Source organism: Variovorax sp. PDC80 (assembly GCF_900115375.1).
In the GTDB taxonomy this organism is placed as follows: domain Bacteria; phylum Pseudomonadota; class Gammaproteobacteria; order Burkholderiales; family Burkholderiaceae_C; genus Variovorax.
Genome location: NZ_FOWG01000003.1, coordinates 57,841 through 73,174, shown reverse-complemented (window position 1 = coordinate 73,174; position 15,334 = coordinate 57,841). Strand labels below are relative to the sequence as shown.

The following is a 15,334-nucleotide window of genomic DNA, read 5'->3' as shown; positions in this document are numbered from 1 at the left end:
CGTCAGTTCTTCTTCGGAACGTCGGCGGCGGGGCCGTCGACGGGGGAGGGGGCGCAAGCCGCGGCGAAGGCCGCCATCACGCCCTGGATGAAACCGCGCACCTGCTCCGGCGACAGCCCGGCCCGGCCGGGTTCGATCACCACCTCGACGCCGTCGGCCACCGTCAGGTGGCTGCGCACCTCCACCGAGCCGGCCATGCGCGGGCGCGCCGGCACCGGCGCCTCCTGGCCCTGCAGCAGCTCGCGGATGCGCTCGAGCGAGACGCCGGCCGCCGTCCACTTCCTGATCAGCAGCAACTGCTCGAGGTGGCGCGCGCCGTAGCGCGCCGCGCGGGTCTCGCCCTCGGGCCGGTCGACGATGCCGATCTGCACGTAGTAGCGCACCGTGCGCGGCGGCAGGTCGGCCAGCACGCACAGGTCCGCGAGCGCATAGGAGGCCGCCGGGGAGGGTGGGTTCGATTTCATACACTTGATTTAAACACAAGAACTGTTTTTATAAAAACGCACAAAAACCCGGCCCGCGAGGGCGCGCTAGCATCGACCGCATGAGCAAGCCTTCCACGACCCTGATCCACCACCCCTACGTGCCGCCCGCCACCTTCGACGCGCCCCAGCCCGGCGTCTACAAGGCCTCGACGGTGTTCTTCGCCGACGTGGCCGCGATGCGCGCGCGCGACTGGAAGACCAAGGCCGGCTACACCTACGGCCTGCACGGCACGCCCACCACCTTCACGCTCGAGGAGCGCCTGGCCACCCTCGAGGGCGGCACCGAATGCCTCTTGGTGCCCAGCGGCCTGGCGGCGATCTCGCTCGTGGCCTTCGCCTTCCTCAAGACCGGCGACGAGGTGCTGATCCCCGACAACGCCTACGGCCCCAACAAGGCGCTGGCCACCGGCGAGCTCGCGAACTTCGGCATCGCGTACCGCCTGTACGACGCCATGAACCCCGAGGACCTCGCGGCCAAGATCTCGCCGCGCACGAAGCTGGTGTGGCTCGAGGCCGCGGGCTCGGTGACGATGGAGTTCCCGGACCTGCCCGCGCTCGCGGCCGCCTGCCGCGCGCGCGGCGTGCTCAGCGCGCTCGACAACACCTGGGGCGCGGGCCTGGCCTTCGCGCCCTTCGACTTCAACGGCAGCGGGCAGGGTGTCGACATCTCGGTGCATGCGCTGACCAAGTACCCGAGCGGCGGCGGCGACGTGCTCATGGGCAGCGTGGTCACGCGCGACGAGCGGCTGCACCGCGCGCTCAAGCTCACCCACATGCGCATCGGCTTCGGCGTCGGCGTGGGCGATGTCGAGACGCTGCTGCGCTCGCTGCCGAGCATCGGGCTGCGCTATGCGGCGCACGACCGCGCGGCGCGCGAGCTCGCACGCTGGCTCACCGACCGCGACGAGGTCGCGCAGGTGTTGCATCCGGCGATCGAGAGTTCGCCCGGCCACCGCCACTGGCGCGCGCTGTGCGGCGAGGCCGACCTCGCGGCGGGCCTGTTCTCGATCGTCTTCGACGAGCGCTACGGCACCGAGCAGGTCGACCGCTTCTGCGACAGCCTGCAGCTGTTCCGCCTCGGCTACTCGTGGGGCGGGCCGATCAGCCTGGTGGTGCCCTACGACATCGGCCTGATGCGCGACCCCGGCGTGGCGCCCTGGCCCTACAAGGGCACGCTGGTGCGCTTCTCGATCGGCCTGGAGGACGTGGACGACCTGCGCGCCGACCTGCAGCAGGCGCTCGCGCGGATGGCCTGACCGGCCTTCGCAGGAGGCGCTCCGGTTATCGCTTACAGTACCCCGACGCGCAGTCGTTCGACTGCTTCGCCTGAAGGAGAGATCAGTGGCAACACCGAATTACGGTTACGAGAAGCGGCAGAAAGAGCTGGCTCGCAAGAAGAAGAAGGAAGAAAAGCTCCGCGAAAAGGCGAACCGCAAGCTTTCCCCGAGCAGCGACGGCCTCGCGCCGGGCGATCCGGAAGACGACGTGGCCTCGCTCGAACGCGATCCGCCGACCGTTCCCGAACTGCCGACCAAGAACGGTTGAACGCTGCACCGTCCGGATTCTTTCCGTTCTGAATGACGAAGCCGCTGGGGGCCTGTCGGTCCCGCAGCGGCTTTTTGTTGGCGCGCGATCGGCGCAGGGCCCGGCCCTTCGGCCCTATTTGGCGGCGAGCAGCTTGCGCAGTTCGGGCCAGACGTTGTCGAGCAGTTGCGGCTGCGCCGCCGCTGTCGGATGGATGCGGTCGGCCTGGAACAGCGACATCGCGTTCGGCGCGTCGGCCACGCCCTTGAGCAGGAAGGGCACCAGCGCCGACCTCGTCGTGGCCGCCACCTTGGCGAACACCGCCTCGAAGCGCCGCGTGTAGTCGCCGCCGTAGTTGGGTGGCACCTGGATGCCCACGATCAGCACCTTGGCGCCCGCGGCCTGCGCGGACTGCGTGATCTGCAGCAGGTTGGCCTCGGTGTCCGTGAGCGGCAGGCCGCGCAGCGCGTCGTTGGCGCCGAGCTCGAGCACCACGTGGCTGGGCTTGTGCTGCGCCAGCAGCGCCGCGAAGCGCGCGCGTCCGCCCGAGCTGGTGTCGCCGCTGATGCTGGCGTTGACCACGGTGGCATCGACCTTCTGCTGCGCGAGGCGCTTCTCGAGCAGCGGCACCCAGCCTTCGCCGCGCTTCAGGCCGTACTCGGCGCTCAGCGAATCGCCGAGCACCAGGATCACCGGCTTGCGCGCGGCGGCGCTCTGCGCCATCGCCCCACGCCATGCCCCGGAACTGCCGAGCGCGGCAGTGGTCAAGATAAAGTCACGTCGATTCAAAACCAAAGCCTTTCCATGTCCCAACCCCCGTCCCCAGCGATTGTCACCGTCGAGCATGTGTTCAAGTCCGTCACCGACTCGACCGGTACCCTGGACATTCTGCAGGACATCGATTTCACCCTCGGGGCACGGGAAACCGCGGCCATCGTGGGTGCCTCGGGGTCGGGCAAGAGCACCTTGCTGTCGATCGTCGCCGGGCTCGATACGCCCACGCGCGGCACTGTGAAGCTGGCCGGCGACGACATCTTCGCCATCGACGAGGACGACCGGGCCGCCTTGCGCGCGCAGCGCGTGGGCTTCGTGTTCCAGAGCTTCCAGCTGCTGGGCAACCTCAGCGCCCTCGAGAACGTGATGCTGCCGCTGGAACTGGCCAACCGCAAGGATGCCCGCAAGGCCGCGACCGAAATGCTGGGCCGCGTCGGCCTGGGCCAGCGGCTCAACCACTATCCCAAGGTGCTGTCGGGCGGGGAGCAGCAGCGCGTGGCGCTGGCGCGGGCCTTCGTGGTGCAGCCCGCCTTGCTGCTGGCCGACGAACCCACGGGCAGCCTCGACTTCGCCACCGGCGAGCAGGTGATGCGGCTGATGTTCGACCTCAACCGCGAGCTCGGCACCACGCTCGTGCTGGTGACGCACGACCGCGGCATCGCGGCCCAGTGCGAGCGCCGCATCATGATCGAGGCCGGCCGCGTGATCCTCAACGAGAAGAACGCCGACGCGCCAGCCTGAAGGCTTCGGGTACAACCGGGCCTGCAGGAGGAGATTCAAGATGCAGGACGAGCTACCCCCCGATGCCCGACTCGCGCTGCAGCGCGGCAACCTGATCGAGGCTATCAAGATCGTGCGCGACCGCACCGGCCTCGGCCTCAAGGAGTCCAAGGAACTGGTCGAGCGGCATGCCAACGCGGTGGAGGGCGAACCCGCGCCCGAGGCCGACGAATGGAACCGGCTGCTGAGCGGCGGCGCGCAGGGCCTGCCGGCCGAGGCGATCGCGGCGCTGGCGCAAGGCCGCAAGGTCGAGGCGGTGAAGATCGTGCGCGAGGCCACCGGCCTCGGCCTGGCCGAATCGCTGAAGCGGGTCGATGAGCACATGCATGGCGAGCGCGGCCAGTCCGCACCGCACGGTGCCTTCGACCCGATGGCCGAGCCGGGCCGCGTACCTTCGGGCGGCGGCGTCAAGTGGCTGGCGATCGTGCTGGTGGTCGCGGTGGCGGCCGCCGTCTTCTTCTTCGTCAGCGCCTGAGCCCGATGATCGTTCCGCAGTTCTGGGCCGAAGGCCGCCTCCAGCAACGCATCGATGGTCGCCAGATCACGGTGCGCCGCTTCGGCTGGTCCGACGACAGCCCGGTGGCCGCGCAGGCCCATGCCGACCAGCGCACGCGCGAGGCCTTCGAGCGCATCGCCGGCGGCGAGAAGCTCGAGCGCCGCGAGCGCAAGGTGGCCTACAACGGCGCCGATGGCATGCCGATCCGCGAGGAGATCGTCGAGCGCCACGGCGAGGACATCGTCACGCGCAACGGCTATGGCGCTCGCTGCCTCAACACGCCCGACGTGCTGTTCGTCGACGTGGACTTCGACGACCCGCGGCATGCCAGCGGCCGCGGGCTGACCATCATCGGCGCGGCGCTCATCGGCGCGCTGGTCGCGGGCTATGCCACCCAGTCGTGGCCGCTGGCCGTGGTGGCTGCCGTGCTGGTGGCGGGCTTCGGCTTCTGGCGCGTGCGCGCCGAGGGGCTGCGCCTGGCCGAACCCCAGGGCGACCCGCTCGCGGCCGTGCGCGCGCGCATCGAGCGCTTCATCCACCAGCATCCCGACTGGCACCTGCGGCTCTACCGCACGCCCGCGGGACTGCGCGCGCTCGCCATGCACGACGTGTTCACGCCGTCCGATGCCGCGGTCGCCGACGTCTTCCAGACGCTGGGCGCCGACAAGGTCTATGCGCGCATGTGCCGCAACCAGAACTGCTTTCGCGCGCGCGTGAGCGCCAAGCCCTGGCGCATCGGCATCGGCGATCCGCTGCGGCCGCGCCCGGGCGTCTGGCCGGTGGCGCCCGAGCGGCTCGCGCAGCGCGAGGCCTGGGTGGCGCGCTACGAGCAGATGGCCGATCGCTTCTCGGCCTGCGAGTACCTCGAGAGCGTGGGCGACGCGCAGCGCGTGCATCCGCGCGCGCTCGCGGTGCAGACGCTGCACGACGAGCTGGCGCAGGCGCGCGCCGGCCTGCCGCTGGCCTGAAGCCGGGCGAGGGCGGGGTCCCTCGATAATCGGCGCATGTCTTCTCCCAAAGTGATCTTCGGCTTCCATGCCGTGGGCGTGCGCATCAAGACCGCGCCCAAGTCCGTGCTCGAGGTGCTGTTCGACGCCAGCCGGCGCGATGCGCGCATGAAACAGTTCATGGCGCGGGCCCAGGATGCCGGCGTGCGGCTGGTCGAGGCCGACGGCGCGCGGCTCGCCAAGCTCAGCGGCAGCCACGGCCACCAGGGCGTGGTGGCGCGCGTGGAGCCGGCGGCGCAGATCCATTCGCTCGACGAACTGCTCGAGGGCCTGGAGGAGGCCGGCACCGTGCCGCTCTTGCTGGTGCTTGACGGCGTGACCGATCCGCACAACCTCGGCGCCTGCCTGCGCGTGGCCGACGGCGCCGGTGCCCATGCGGTGATCGCGCCCAAGGACCATGCGGCCGGCATCAACGCCACCGTGGCCAAGGTGGCCAGCGGTGCCGCCGAGACGGTGCCCTATTTCATGGTGACCAACCTCGCGCGCACGCTCAACGAGCTCAAGGAGCGCAGCATCTGGTGCGTGGGCACCAGCGACGACGCGCCCGGCACCATCTACCAGAGCGACTTCAAGCGCCCGCTGGCGCTGGTGCTCGGTGCCGAGGGCGAGGGCATGCGCCAGCTCACGCGCAAGACCTGCGACGAGCTGGTCAGCATCCCGATGGCGGGCGCGGTCGAGAGCCTCAACGTCTCGGTCGCCAGCGGCGTGTGCCTCTACGAGGCGATGCGCCAGCGCGGCGCCTGAGCGCCGCGCCGCGGCCTTACTGCGACGGATCCTTGCCGCGCGTGCGGCCCACCGCGCTGAAGATGCCGATGCCCAGCAGGATCAGGGAGCCGATGCCGATGTAGAGCGTGGGCACGCCGGCCACCGAGGCGCCCCAGATCAGGCCGGCCATGAAGATCAGAAAACCGATCATGTAGAGCGCGAACGACATGCGTGTTCCTCCGAAGCTGTGATGTCTCGCAGTATCTGGAGCATGCTCGTCGCCCGCACCGGCCGGTGCCGCCTGCGGCTGTGGGAGCGGGCCTACCGCGGACGCAGGTCCTGGTCGGCCACCAGCAGGTAGCGGCAGCCGCCGTCGCCCAGCGCCTGGAACACCAGCGCCCGGTCGACCCCGAAATCCAGGCAGTCGCCCGGTGCGAGCCGGAAGCGCTCCTCGCCATAGTCGACCTGCAGTTCGCCCTCGAGCAGCCACAGGCATTGCCGGTACGGCTTGCCGCTCCAGCGCGGATAGCCGACCTGCGCCGCGCGCGGCAGCTCCACCTCGACCAGCTCGATGCCGCCGGCCGCGCCGCGCTCGAGCACCTGCCGCCGCAGGTAACCCGCGCCGGGATCGCGCCACACCGCCTGCGCGGCGCGGGTACGCAGGCGCTGCGTGTCCCGGCCTTCGTCGTCCTGCGTCAGCAACTGCGCCAGCGGCACGCCCAGCCCTGCGGCCAGCCGGCCCAGCAGCACGGCCGTGGGGCTGCTCTGCGCGCGCTCGACCTTGGAGATCATCGCCTTGCTCACGCCCGAGCGCTCGGCCAGTTCCGCGAGGCTCAGGCCCTGCGCCTGCCGCAGCGCCAGCAGCCGCCGGGCGATCAGCGCGTCGATGGGCTCGCCGGTTTCAAGGTCCGAGGGGGATGCGTCGTTTCTCATAAGAGACTATTATTCTCCTATAGTGAACAACCGCGCAATGCTGCAAAGGAGCCCCATGCGCCTGATCCCCTGCACCGAGGAAGCCCACGCCGGCACCATCCTCGCGATCCTCAACGACGCCATCGTCACCTCGACCGCGCTCTACGACTACAAGCCGCGCACGCCCGAGCAGATGGCCGGCTGGTTCGCCACCAAGCGCGCCAACGGCTTCCCGGTGATCGGCGCGGTGGACGATGACGGCCGGCTCATGGGCTTCGCGAGCTACGGCACGTTCCGCGCCTTCCCGGCCTACAAGTACACGGTCGAGCACTCGGTGTACGTCGATGCCGCCGACCGCGGCAAGGGCCTGGGCCGCACGCTGCTCGAGGCGATCGTGGCCGAGGCGCAGGCGCGCGAGGTGCACGTGCTGGTCGGCGCCATCGACGCCCAGAACGCCGGCAGCATCGCGCTGCACGAGCGCCTGGGCTTCGAGCACGCGGGCACGGTGCGGCAGGCGGGCTTCAAGTTCGGCCGCTGGCTCGACGTGGCCTTCTACCAGCGCATCCTGGCCACGCCCGCCGAGCCGGTCGACGGCTGATCCTCAGTTCACGGCCCAGAAGCGCATCACCACCTGGGCCGGCCGGCGCACGCCGGCGCCGAGGAACAGCCGTTCGGCGATCCAGGCCAGCGCGGGCGAGGCGGTCTCGAAATGCGGCGTGCAGCGGAAATACACCTGCGCCGGATCGACCGGCTCGCCGCGCAGCAGCCGCGCCATGGTCTCGCGCGAGGCGCTGCGGATAGCGTGGTTCTGAACGTAGACGAGGTCGCCGGCATCGGTCTCGAAGCCGTAGCGCGCATCGAGCACCGAGAGGGTCTCGCCCACGATCAGCTGGAAGTCGCTGCCGCCCGGCAGCACGCGCGCGGTCCAGCCGTGGCCCTGCGCCTGGCCGCCGGTGATCGGCACCACGCGGCGCAGGCCGCCCGGCCCCTGGCCCAGCACCTGGGGTTCGCCGACCTCCACGCGCAGGTCGGCGAAGTGCTCGAGCGAAGGCGCCGCGATGGCTTCGACGTCGCTCATCGCCGCGTCCTCAGGCGGCCGCCTTGCCTTCTTCCTCGCTCGCGCGGTCGAGCATCGCGATCGTGCCCGCGTCGAGCTTGAGCTGGGTGGCGGTCACCAACTCGTCGAGCTGAGCGATCGAGGTCGCGCTCGCGATCGGCGCGGTCACCGAGGGCCGCGCGATCTGCCACGCGATCGCGACCTGGCCCGGCTTCGCGTTGTACTGCTGCGCCACCTTGTCGAGCGCCTCGAGGATGCGCAGCCCGCGCGGGTTGAGGTACTTCTTGGTGGTGCTCGCGCCACGCGCGCTCTTGGCCGCATCGGCCTCGGTGCGGTACTTGCCGGTGAGGAAGCCGGCGGCCAGCGCGTAGAAGTTGATCACGCCGACCTCGCGCTTCAGGCACAGCGGCTCGAGCTCGTCCTCGAACACGGCGCGGTCGTAGAGGTTGTACAGCGGCTGCAGGCTCTCGTAGCGCGCGATGCCCAGGCGCTCGGAGACGTCGAGCGCCTCGGCCAGCCGCGGCGCCGTGAAGTTCGAGGCGCCGATGGCGCGCACCTTGCCGGCCTTCACGAGGTCGTCGAAGGCGCCCAGCGTGTCCTCGAGCGGCGTGTTGGCGTCGTCGTCGTGCGACTGGTAGAGGTCGATGTAGTCGGTCTGCAGGCGCTTGAGCGAGGCCTCGACCGCCTCGCGGATGTAGGCCGGCGAGAGCCCGACCTTGCCTTCGCCCATCGACTTGCCGAGCTTGGTGGCCAGCACCACGCGGCTGCGCTTGCCGCTCTGCTTGAGCCACTTGCCGATGATGGTCTCGGACTCGCCGCCGCTGTGGCCCGGCACCCAGTACGAGTAGACGTCGGCGGTGTCGACGAAGTTGAAGCCGGCGTCGAGCCAGGCATCGAGCAGCTTGAACGAGGCGGCCTCGTCGACGGTCCAGCCGAACACGTTGCCGCCGAAGGCGAGCGGGGACACCTGGAGGCCGGAGCGGCCGAGGGGGCGAAGTTGCGACATGGGAAAGCTCCTGAGGAAGGAAGAAGAGGGTGGACGAAGAAGGGGGCGAAGTTCAGACGAAACCGATGGCGCCGAGCGCCGCGCCGGCGCCCAGCAGCCACAGCAGGTGGATGCGCGTGCGCCAGACGATGAGCGCGGCCACGCCGGTCAGGAGCCACAGGTGCCAGGCCGGTGCGTTGCCCACGTGGTTGCCGGCGGCCAGCACCCAGCCGGTGGCGATCAACAGGCCCACCACCACCGGCGCCATGCCCTGCTTGAAGGCGCGCACGCCGCGGCGGGTGCGGTTGCGGTGGCCCCAGCGGGTGGCGAAGTAGGTCAGGGTGGTGCTCGGCAGCATGATGCCGACCATGGTCACGGCCAGCCCGAACAGGCCGAGCAGCCAGGCCGAGGGCCCGGCGCTGATGCCGCCGCCCGCGTTGAGGCCGACGTTCCAGCCCATGAGCCCGACGAACAGCACGTTGGGCCCGGGCGCGGCCTGCGCGATGGCGACCGAGGAGGTGAACTGCGCGTCGGTGAGCCAGCCGTGCTGCGCCACCAGGTAGCGGTGCATGTCGGGCACGGTGGTGATGGCGCCGCTGATCGAGAGCATCGACAGCAGCATGTACTGGCCGAACAGCGCGAGCCAGTCGTGCCATTGCATGACGATGGTCATTGAAGTACCTCCGTGCTTCGCACGGCGGTGCGAGCTTGCGTGGGGCGGCCCGGCGCGGCGCTCATGGCGCGATCCTCTTCCAGGTCCAGCCGCAGGCCACGCCGCCGAGCACCAGCAGCACCCAGCCCAGCGGGATGCGCGCCCAGGCGATGGCGCCGAACACCAGCGCCACGAACGCCAGGCAGGTGGCGAAGCCCAGCGGATGCTTGCGCAGTTGCGGGATCAGCTTGATGCCGGTGGCCGCGATCAGCCCGCCCGACACCGCGCCCATGCCGCGCAGCGCGCCCGCGACCTGCGGGTTGCCCGCGTAGTGCGCGTAGAGCACCGCGAGCGCGAGGATCACGAACAGCGGCACCGTGAGCATGCCGGCCACCGCGGCGAGCGCGCCGCGCAGGCCGAAGTAGCGGTCGCCGATCATCAGCGCGAGGTTGATCACGTTGGGCCCCGGCATCACCTGGGCCACGGCCCAGTCCTCGAGGAACTGCTCGGGCGTGAGCCACTTCTTCTTCTCGACCATCTCGCGCTGCACGATCGCCAGCACGCCGCCGAAGCCCTGCAGCGCCAGGAAGGTGAAGGACACGAAGAGGTCGCGCGGCGACTGCGGGTGCGAGGGCGCGGACGGCGCCGCCGCGCCGGAGGCTGGGGGAGACGGTTGCATGTTTCAGCGATTATCGTAGGCAGACGGCAAGATGCCGGGTGCCGCTCCGACAGGACGGTGCCGCCACCGACAGGAGACTTTCCGCCATGTATTTGCGACCCCTCTTCGATCTCTGCCGCCGCGCCGTCGCGTCCTGGTCGAACGACTACGCCCCGAGCATGGGCGCCGCGCTCGCCTACTACACCGTGTTCTCGATCGCGCCGCTGCTGCTGATCGTGATCGCCGTCGCCGGGCTGGTGTTCGGGCAGGAGGCCGCGCGCGGCGAGATCCTCGCGCAGCTCTCGGGCCTGATGGGCGAGCAGGGCGCGGCCGCGGTGCAGAGCATGCTGCAGGCGGTCAACAAGCCGCGCGAGGGCATCGTCGCCACCCTGATCGGCATCGCGCTGCTGGTGGTCGGCGCCACCACCGTGTTCGGCGAACTGCAGGACGCGCTCGACCGCATCTGGCGCGCCCCCGCGCGTGCCAAGAGCAGCGGCATCTTCAACCTGCTGCGCGTGCGCCTGCTGTCCTTCAGCATGGTGATGGGCATCGGCTTCCTGCTGATGGTGTCGCTGGTGGCGAGCGCCGCGCTGGCCGCGCTCGGCAAGTGGTGGTCGCCGATGTTCGGTGCCTGGGAGACGCTGGCCCAATGGGTCAACTTCGGCTTCAGCTTCGGCATGGTCACCGTGATCTTCGCGATGATCTACAAGATCATGCCGCGCGCGAAGGTGCAGTGGCGCGACGTGTGGGTGGGCGCGGCGGTGACGGCGCTGCTGTTCACCATCGGCAAGCACCTGATCGGCCTGTACATCGGCAAGAGCAGCGTGGCCTCGGGCTACGGCGCCGCGGGCTCGCTGGTGGTGGTGCTGGTGTGGGTCTACTACTCGGCGCAGATCTTCCTGCTGGGCGCCGAGTTCACCTGGGTCTATGCGCGCAGCTACGGCTCGCTCAAGCACTCCGACGTCGGCATCGGCGCCGGCAAGGACGACCATGTGCCGGCGCGCACGCGCTCGGGCGGCGATCTCTGAGCGCGCTCAGCCCTTGAAGCCGCCCTCGGCGAGAAACTTCTCTTCCTCGGGCGTGCTCGCGCGGCCCAGCATCCGGTTGCGGTGCGGAAAGCGGCCGAAGCGCGCCACGATGTCCCGGTGCAGCACCGCGAAGCGCTGGGTGTTGGCATCGAGCGCGCTGCAGTGCACGACCGAGCGCTCCTGTTCGGCCAGCACTTCGGAGTGCATGAAGGGCATGTAGAAGAAAGGTCGCAGCACCTCCTCGAGCTGGCGGTCGAAGCCGGCGTCGACCGCATGGTGCGCGACGGCCAGCGCCTTGCCGTCGGTGGCCAGCATGTGGGCGTTGTCGCGCCAGGTGTTGCGCGGCAGCTGGTCGAGCAGTACCAGCAGCGCGAGCGTGCCTTCGGCATCGTCCATCCAGGCATCGAGTTCGCCGCGCGCGGCGGCATGGTGGACTTCGACGAAGCGATGGGCGAACTCGGCATCGAAGGCCTCATTCTTGGCGAACCAGCGCTTGGGGCCGGCCTCGCGCCAGAACTGCACCACATCGCGGGCCGAGGGCAGGGTGGAGGACGGGGTGGAAGACGAAGAAGATTCGGTGGCGGAAATCATCGCGGCATTGTCTTCTTTCAATCGGCTTTCAATGCCAGGGCTGGCGCCGCGTGCACGGCGAATTCGAGGTGGTGGCCGACAAGGGATTGCGAATGCCCTGCCTATGCTGGTCCGCATTCATTCACGATCAGGAGACTTCACATGAACCGATACGGCACCCTCTTGCGCGCCGCCCTCGTCGCCGGCGCGGCCAGTGCGGCACTGGCCGGCTGCGGCATGATGTCCAAGGCCAATGTCGCGAGCTTCAGCGGCACCATGAACGCGGCCAGCGAGGTGCCACCGAACATGACGCGCGGCAGCGGCATGGCCGAGGCCTGGCTCAACCGCGACACCAACGTCCTCAAGTACAAGATCACCTACACCGGCCTCAGCGGCCCGGCCACCGCGGCCCACTTCCATGGCCCGGCACCGGCCGGCGCCAATGCCGGCGTGGTGCTGCCGTTCTCGAACGCGGCCAGCCCGATCGAGGGCGAGGCCACGCTCACGCCGGCGCAGGCCGCCGACCTCAGCGCGGGCAAGTGGTACGCCAACGTCCACACGGCCGCGAATCCGGGCGGCGAGATCCGCGGGCAATTGCTGCCGAAGATGTGAAACAGGTCCGCTGAACGCGGCTTCGAGTGCCCCCTGGTCAGTCGGGGGTCACGGGGCTGATGTCAAATGGCCGCATGACGACGTCCCCGAAGAAGCCCCGTTCCCCCTCTGTCCCGACTCCCTCCCGTTCCCCGTCTCCCCCCGCTCGCCGCAAGAGCCAGGCCGCTTCCGCGGCGCGCAAGCTCGAAGCCTTCGCGGCGCGGCGCGAGGACATGCGCTCCGCGCGCAAGGCGCTGGTGCTGCAGGGCGGCGGCGCGCTCGGCGCCTACCAGGCCGGGGTCTACGCGGCGCTCAGCGAGACCGAGCTGCAGCCGCACTGGATCGCGGGCGTGTCGATCGGCGCGATCAATGCCGCGCTGATCGCGGGCAATGCGCCCGAGCACCGGGTCGACCGGCTGCGCGAGTTCTGGCATCTCGTGTCCTCGGGCCCCTCGCAGCGCCTGCCGTCATGGTTCGGCGATCGCAGCACGCAGAACCAGTGGAGCGCGACCATGGCCTCGCTGGTGGGCATTCCCGGCTTCTTCGAGCCGCGCTATTCGCCGGCCCTGCTGCTCGGCGGCGCGGCGCCGCTGCTGAGCTACTACGACACCTCGCCGCTGAAGGCCACGCTCGAGCGCCTGGTCGACTTCGACCGCATCAACCACTGCGAGGCGCGCTTCAGCGTGGGCGCGGTCAACGTGCGCACCGGCAACTCCGTGTACTTCGACAACACGCGCCAGCGCATCGGCCCCGAGCACATCATGGCCAGCGGCGCGTTGCCGCCGGGCTTCGCGCCGGTGCACATCGACGGCGACGACTACTGGGACGGCGGCATCGTCTCGAACACGCCGCTGCAGTACGTGCTCGACCTGCATCCGCGCAGCGAGCCGCTGGTGGTGCTGCAGGTCGACCTGTTCAATGCGCGCGGCGAGATGCCGCACACGCTGTCGGGCGTGATGGAGCGGCAGAAGGACATCACCTATTCGAGCCGCACCCGCATGAACACCGACGCACTGGCGGCCAACATGAACCTGCAGCAGGCGATCGCCGACCTGATCGAGAAGCTGCCGCCGCACCTGCGCCGCGACCCCGCGGTCGAGGCGGTGCAGGCCGAGCTCACGCACCACCCGATCGACATCTTCCACCTGATCTACCGCGACAAGCCCTACGAGCTCGAGTCGAAGGACTACGAGTTCTCGCGCGCGGCGGTCGAGGAGCACTGGGAGTCGGGCGCGCGCGACATGCGCCGCGTGCTCGCGCATCCCGAGACGCTGCGCAGCGACGCCGCGGTCAACGGCGTCACCACCTTCGACCTCGGCGAGGGCGGCAGCGGCCGCGTGAAGCGGCCCGGTCTGTCACGCTGACGAGAAGAATCGCCCTCACGATTCAGCCCCGGCTAAGAAACCGGCACGAGACTGGTTGCCGGATTCAAGATGCTTCAAAGGAGGAATGTCGTGAACATTGAAGACGTGCGGCGCCAGGCTTTCGCCATGCCGCTGACCAGCCCCGCCTTTCCGCCCGGACCGTACCGCTTCATGCGGCGCGAGTTCATGGTGATCACCTATCGCACCGACCTCGACGCATTGCGCGCCGTGGTGCCCGAGCCGCTCGAGGTGGTCGAGCCGCTCGTCAAGTACGAGTTCATCCGCATGCCCGACTCCACCGGCTTCGGCGACTACACCGAGTCGGGCCAGGTCATCCCGGTGCAGCTGCGCACCGCGCGCGGCCTCGAGCAGGGCGCCTACGTGCATGCGATGTACCTCAACGACCATCCGCCGATCGCGGGCGGGCGCGAGCTCTGGGGCTTTCCGAAGAAGCTGGCCTCGCCGCAGTTCGACTACGAGACCGACACCATCGTCGGCACCCTCGACTACGGCAAGCTGCGCGTGGCCAAGGCCACCATGGGCTTCAAGCACCGCGCGCTCGAGCCCGGCCCGATCCTTGCAGGCATCGCGCAGCCCAACTTCCTGCTCAAGATCATTCCGCATGTGGATGGCACGCCGCGCATCTGCGAGCTGGTGCGCTACCACATGGTCGACGTCACGCTGCACGGCGCCTGGACCGGCCCGGCCTCGCTCGAGCTGCATCCGCATGCGCTCGCGCCGGTGGCCGAGCTGCCGGTGCGCAAGGTCGAATCGGCCGTGCACTACATCGCCGACATGACGCTCGCGCTCGGCACGGTCGAGCTCGACTACCTCGCTGCTTCCTCTTCTTCGTCTTCTTCGCAACCCTAACCCAAGGAACCACCATGCAACTCAAGGACAAGGTCGCCTACATCACCGGCTCGGCCAGCGGCATCGGCAAGGAGATCGCGATCCTCTTCGCGCAGGAAGGCGCGAAGATCGTCATCGCCGACCTCAACAAGGACGCCGCCGACGCCACCGCGGCCGAGCTCAAGGCCACGGGCGCGCAGGCCATCGGCGTGGCGGTCGACGTGACCAACGAGGCACAGGTCGACGCCTCGGTCGAGGAGGCCGCCAAGGCCTTCGGCGGCATCGACATCCTGGTGAGCAACGCCGGCATCCAGATCGTGCATCCGGTCGAGGAGTTCAGCTTCGCCGACTGGAAGAAGATGCTCGCGATCCACCTCGACGGCGCCTTCCTCACGACCAAGGCCTGCCTCAAGCACATGTATGCGCAGGGCCGCGGCGGCAGCGTGATCTACATGGGCTCGGTGCACTCGAAGGAAGCCTCGCTGCTCAAGGCCCCCTACGTGACGGCCAAGCACGGCCTGATCGGCCTCGCGAAGACGGTGGCCAAGGAAGGCGCCAAGCACGGCGTGCGCGCCAACGTGATCTGCCCGGGCTTCGTGCGCACGCCGCTGGTCGAGAAGCAGATCCCCGAGCAGGCCAAGACGCTGGGCATCAGCGAGCAGGAAGTCATCAAGAACGTGATGCTCAAGGAAACGGTGGATGGCGAATTCACCACCACCGACGACGTGGCGCGCGTGGCGCTGCTGTTCGCGGCCTTCCCGACCAATGCGCTCACCGGCCAGTCGCTGGTGGTGAGCCATGGCTGGTACATGCAGTGAGTCTTTCTCCCTCCCCCGCTGGGGGAGGGCAGGGGTGGGGGCACGGGCGCTCGCAAGGCGCCGCGGTGGTGGAAAGGCC

The 15,334-nt window shown here is 69.6% G+C and carries 21 protein-coding genes; 12 read left to right on the top strand and 9 right to left on the bottom strand.

All coding sequences use genetic code 11. The annotated features are described in order from the left end of the window. Window positions 1-2 precede the first annotated feature (2 nt). Window positions 3-464 carry a MerR family transcriptional regulator gene (locus tag BM109_RS10150; RefSeq protein WP_093342596.1) on the bottom strand — a complete coding sequence of 154 codons (462 nt, stop codon included), beginning with the start codon at window positions 462-464 and terminating at the stop codon, window positions 3-5. Between the two features lie 80 nt (window positions 465-544). On the opposite strand from BM109_RS10150, the gene BM109_RS10145 reads away from it, so the two are divergent. Next, window positions 545-1,741, top strand: coding sequence for a PLP-dependent transferase (locus BM109_RS10145; protein ID WP_093342595.1), 1,197 nt, complete (start codon window positions 545-547; stop codon window positions 1,739-1,741). An 85-nt stretch (window positions 1,742-1,826) separates the two neighbouring features. Next, window positions 1,827-2,030 (top strand): hypothetical protein, encoded by a 204-nt coding sequence (locus tag BM109_RS10140; RefSeq protein WP_057594731.1) that lies wholly within the window; start codon window positions 1,827-1,829, stop codon window positions 2,028-2,030. A gap of 114 nt (window positions 2,031-2,144) precedes the next feature. Here BM109_RS10140 and BM109_RS10135 read toward each other — a convergent pair whose 3' ends face one another. Beyond that, the gene (locus BM109_RS10135) at window positions 2,145-2,732 is read right to left on the bottom strand and encodes an arylesterase (protein ID WP_177239305.1); all 588 of its coding nucleotides are present in this window, start codon (window positions 2,730-2,732) and stop codon (window positions 2,145-2,147) included. 81 nt (window positions 2,733-2,813) lie between these two features. Here BM109_RS10135 and BM109_RS10130 point away from each other — a divergent pair, with 81 nt between their 5' ends. The 4 genes from BM109_RS10130 to rlmB are packed head-to-tail and all read left to right on the top strand — an operon-like array spanning window position 2,814 to window position 5,810. Further along, the gene (locus BM109_RS10130) at window positions 2,814-3,524 is read left to right on the top strand and encodes an ABC transporter ATP-binding protein (RefSeq protein ID WP_093342593.1); all 711 of its coding nucleotides are present in this window, start codon (window positions 2,814-2,816) and stop codon (window positions 3,522-3,524) included. A 40-nt stretch (window positions 3,525-3,564) separates the two neighbouring features. Continuing rightward, window positions 3,565-4,038, top strand: a complete 474-nt coding sequence (locus BM109_RS10125) for a ribosomal protein L7/L12 (protein WP_093342592.1) — start codon at window positions 3,565-3,567, stop codon at window positions 4,036-4,038. 5 nt (window positions 4,039-4,043) lie between these two features. Continuing rightward, window positions 4,044-5,027 (top strand): hypothetical protein, encoded by a 984-nt coding sequence (locus BM109_RS10120; protein ID WP_093342591.1) that lies wholly within the window; start codon window positions 4,044-4,046, stop codon window positions 5,025-5,027. Between the two features lie 36 nt (window positions 5,028-5,063). Next, window positions 5,064-5,810, top strand: coding sequence for a 23S rRNA (guanosine(2251)-2'-O)-methyltransferase RlmB (gene rlmB, locus BM109_RS10115; RefSeq protein WP_093342589.1), 747 nt, complete (start codon window positions 5,064-5,066; stop codon window positions 5,808-5,810). Window positions 5,811-5,826: 16 nt separating this feature from the next. Here the strand turns inward: rlmB and BM109_RS40710 are convergent, their stop codons facing one another. Continuing rightward, window positions 5,827-6,000 carry a hypothetical protein gene (locus tag BM109_RS40710; RefSeq protein WP_057594737.1) on the bottom strand — a complete coding sequence of 58 codons (174 nt, stop codon included), beginning with the start codon at window positions 5,998-6,000 and terminating at the stop codon, window positions 5,827-5,829. 92 nt (window positions 6,001-6,092) lie between these two features. Beyond that, window positions 6,093-6,704, bottom strand: coding sequence for a helix-turn-helix domain-containing protein (locus BM109_RS10110; RefSeq protein ID WP_093342588.1), 612 nt, complete (start codon window positions 6,702-6,704; stop codon window positions 6,093-6,095). Between the two features lie 55 nt (window positions 6,705-6,759). Between BM109_RS10110 and BM109_RS10105 the strand changes: the two genes are divergently transcribed. Continuing rightward, a complete protein-coding gene (locus tag BM109_RS10105; protein ID WP_093342586.1) occupies window positions 6,760-7,281 on the top strand; it encodes a GNAT family N-acetyltransferase in 522 nt (173 codons plus the stop codon). 3 nt (window positions 7,282-7,284) lie between these two features. Here BM109_RS10105 and BM109_RS10100 read toward each other — a convergent pair whose 3' ends face one another. The 4 genes from BM109_RS10100 to BM109_RS10085 all read right to left on the bottom strand — a co-directional run bounded on the left by BM109_RS10100 (window position 7,285) and on the right by BM109_RS10085 (window position 10,056). Then, window positions 7,285-7,761, bottom strand: coding sequence for a DUF3237 domain-containing protein (locus tag BM109_RS10100; RefSeq protein WP_093342585.1), 477 nt, complete (start codon window positions 7,759-7,761; stop codon window positions 7,285-7,287). A gap of 10 nt (window positions 7,762-7,771) precedes the next feature. Further along, the gene (locus BM109_RS10095; RefSeq protein WP_093342583.1) at window positions 7,772-8,746 is read right to left on the bottom strand and encodes an aldo/keto reductase; all 975 of its coding nucleotides are present in this window, start codon (window positions 8,744-8,746) and stop codon (window positions 7,772-7,774) included. Window positions 8,747-8,798: 52 nt separating this feature from the next. After that, on the bottom strand, window positions 8,799-9,398 hold the full coding sequence (locus BM109_RS10090) for a chromate transporter (RefSeq protein WP_093342582.1): 600 nt from the start codon (window positions 9,396-9,398) through the stop codon (window positions 8,799-8,801). Between the two features lie 61 nt (window positions 9,399-9,459). Beyond that, on the bottom strand, window positions 9,460-10,056 hold the full coding sequence (locus tag BM109_RS10085; protein ID WP_093342580.1) for a chromate transporter: 597 nt from the start codon (window positions 10,054-10,056) through the stop codon (window positions 9,460-9,462). Between the two features lie 86 nt (window positions 10,057-10,142). On the opposite strand from BM109_RS10085, the gene BM109_RS10080 reads away from it, so the two are divergent. Next, the gene (locus BM109_RS10080; protein ID WP_256222480.1) at window positions 10,143-11,063 is read left to right on the top strand and encodes a YihY/virulence factor BrkB family protein; all 921 of its coding nucleotides are present in this window, start codon (window positions 10,143-10,145) and stop codon (window positions 11,061-11,063) included. A gap of 6 nt (window positions 11,064-11,069) precedes the next feature. On the opposite strand, the gene BM109_RS10075 is transcribed toward BM109_RS10080, so the two are convergent. Then, window positions 11,070-11,654, bottom strand: coding sequence for a DUF924 family protein (locus tag BM109_RS10075; RefSeq protein WP_093342579.1), 585 nt, complete (start codon window positions 11,652-11,654; stop codon window positions 11,070-11,072). Between the two features lie 141 nt (window positions 11,655-11,795). On the opposite strand from BM109_RS10075, the gene BM109_RS10070 reads away from it, so the two are divergent. From BM109_RS10070 to BM109_RS10055, 4 genes are all read left to right on the top strand, one after another. Further along, entirely contained in the window at window positions 11,796-12,245 is a 450-nt protein-coding gene (locus tag BM109_RS10070) for a CHRD domain-containing protein (RefSeq protein WP_093342577.1), read from the top strand. 212 nt (window positions 12,246-12,457) lie between these two features. After that, a complete protein-coding gene (locus BM109_RS10065; protein WP_177239304.1) occupies window positions 12,458-13,588 on the top strand; it encodes a patatin-like phospholipase family protein in 1,131 nt (376 codons plus the stop codon). Between the two features lie 90 nt (window positions 13,589-13,678). Beyond that, a complete protein-coding gene (locus BM109_RS10060) occupies window positions 13,679-14,458 on the top strand; it encodes an acetoacetate decarboxylase (RefSeq protein ID WP_093342574.1) in 780 nt (259 codons plus the stop codon). A gap of 14 nt (window positions 14,459-14,472) precedes the next feature. Next, a complete protein-coding gene (locus tag BM109_RS10055) occupies window positions 14,473-15,255 on the top strand; it encodes a 3-hydroxybutyrate dehydrogenase (protein WP_093342572.1) in 783 nt (260 codons plus the stop codon). The last annotated feature ends 79 nt before the right edge of the window (window positions 15,256-15,334 follow it).

Excerpts from the sequence above, each read along its gene's own strand:
- BM109_RS10085 (WP_093342580.1), bottom strand. The coding sequence starts at position 10,056 with ATGCAACCGTCTCCCCCAGCCTCCGGCGCGGCGGCGCCGTCCGCGCCC.
- BM109_RS40710 (WP_057594737.1), bottom strand. The coding sequence starts at position 6,000 with ATGTCGTTCGCGCTCTACATGATCGGTTTTCTGATCTTCATGGCCGGC.
- rlmB (WP_093342589.1), top strand. The coding sequence starts at position 5,064 with ATGTCTTCTCCCAAAGTGATCTTCGGCTTCCATGCCGTGGGCGTGCGC.
- BM109_RS10150 (WP_093342596.1), bottom strand. The coding sequence starts at position 464 with ATGAAATCGAACCCACCCTCCCCGGCGGCCTCCTATGCGCTCGCGGAC.
- BM109_RS10135 (WP_177239305.1), bottom strand. The coding sequence starts at position 2,732 with ATGGCGCAGAGCGCCGCCGCGCGCAAGCCGGTGATCCTGGTGCTCGGC.
- BM109_RS10055 (WP_093342572.1), top strand. The coding sequence starts at position 14,473 with ATGCAACTCAAGGACAAGGTCGCCTACATCACCGGCTCGGCCAGCGGC.
- BM109_RS10075 (WP_093342579.1), bottom strand. The coding sequence starts at position 11,654 with ATGATTTCCGCCACCGAATCTTCTTCGTCTTCCACCCCGTCCTCCACC.
- BM109_RS10095 (WP_093342583.1), bottom strand. The coding sequence starts at position 8,746 with ATGTCGCAACTTCGCCCCCTCGGCCGCTCCGGCCTCCAGGTGTCCCCG.
- BM109_RS10120 (WP_093342591.1), top strand. The coding sequence starts at position 4,044 with ATGATCGTTCCGCAGTTCTGGGCCGAAGGCCGCCTCCAGCAACGCATC.
- BM109_RS10145 (WP_093342595.1), top strand. The coding sequence starts at position 545 with ATGAGCAAGCCTTCCACGACCCTGATCCACCACCCCTACGTGCCGCCC.
- BM109_RS10110 (WP_093342588.1), bottom strand. The coding sequence starts at position 6,704 with ATGAGAAACGACGCATCCCCCTCGGACCTTGAAACCGGCGAGCCCATC.
- BM109_RS10100 (WP_093342585.1), bottom strand. The coding sequence starts at position 7,761 with ATGAGCGACGTCGAAGCCATCGCGGCGCCTTCGCTCGAGCACTTCGCC.
- BM109_RS10105 (WP_093342586.1), top strand. The coding sequence starts at position 6,760 with ATGCGCCTGATCCCCTGCACCGAGGAAGCCCACGCCGGCACCATCCTC.
- BM109_RS10065 (WP_177239304.1), top strand. The coding sequence starts at position 12,458 with ATGCGCTCCGCGCGCAAGGCGCTGGTGCTGCAGGGCGGCGGCGCGCTC.
- BM109_RS10090 (WP_093342582.1), bottom strand. The coding sequence starts at position 9,398 with ATGACCATCGTCATGCAATGGCACGACTGGCTCGCGCTGTTCGGCCAG.
- BM109_RS10070 (WP_093342577.1), top strand. The coding sequence starts at position 11,796 with ATGAACCGATACGGCACCCTCTTGCGCGCCGCCCTCGTCGCCGGCGCG.
- BM109_RS10125 (WP_093342592.1), top strand. The coding sequence starts at position 3,565 with ATGCAGGACGAGCTACCCCCCGATGCCCGACTCGCGCTGCAGCGCGGC.
- BM109_RS10080 (WP_256222480.1), top strand. The coding sequence starts at position 10,143 with ATGTATTTGCGACCCCTCTTCGATCTCTGCCGCCGCGCCGTCGCGTCC.
- BM109_RS10130 (WP_093342593.1), top strand. The coding sequence starts at position 2,814 with ATGTCCCAACCCCCGTCCCCAGCGATTGTCACCGTCGAGCATGTGTTC.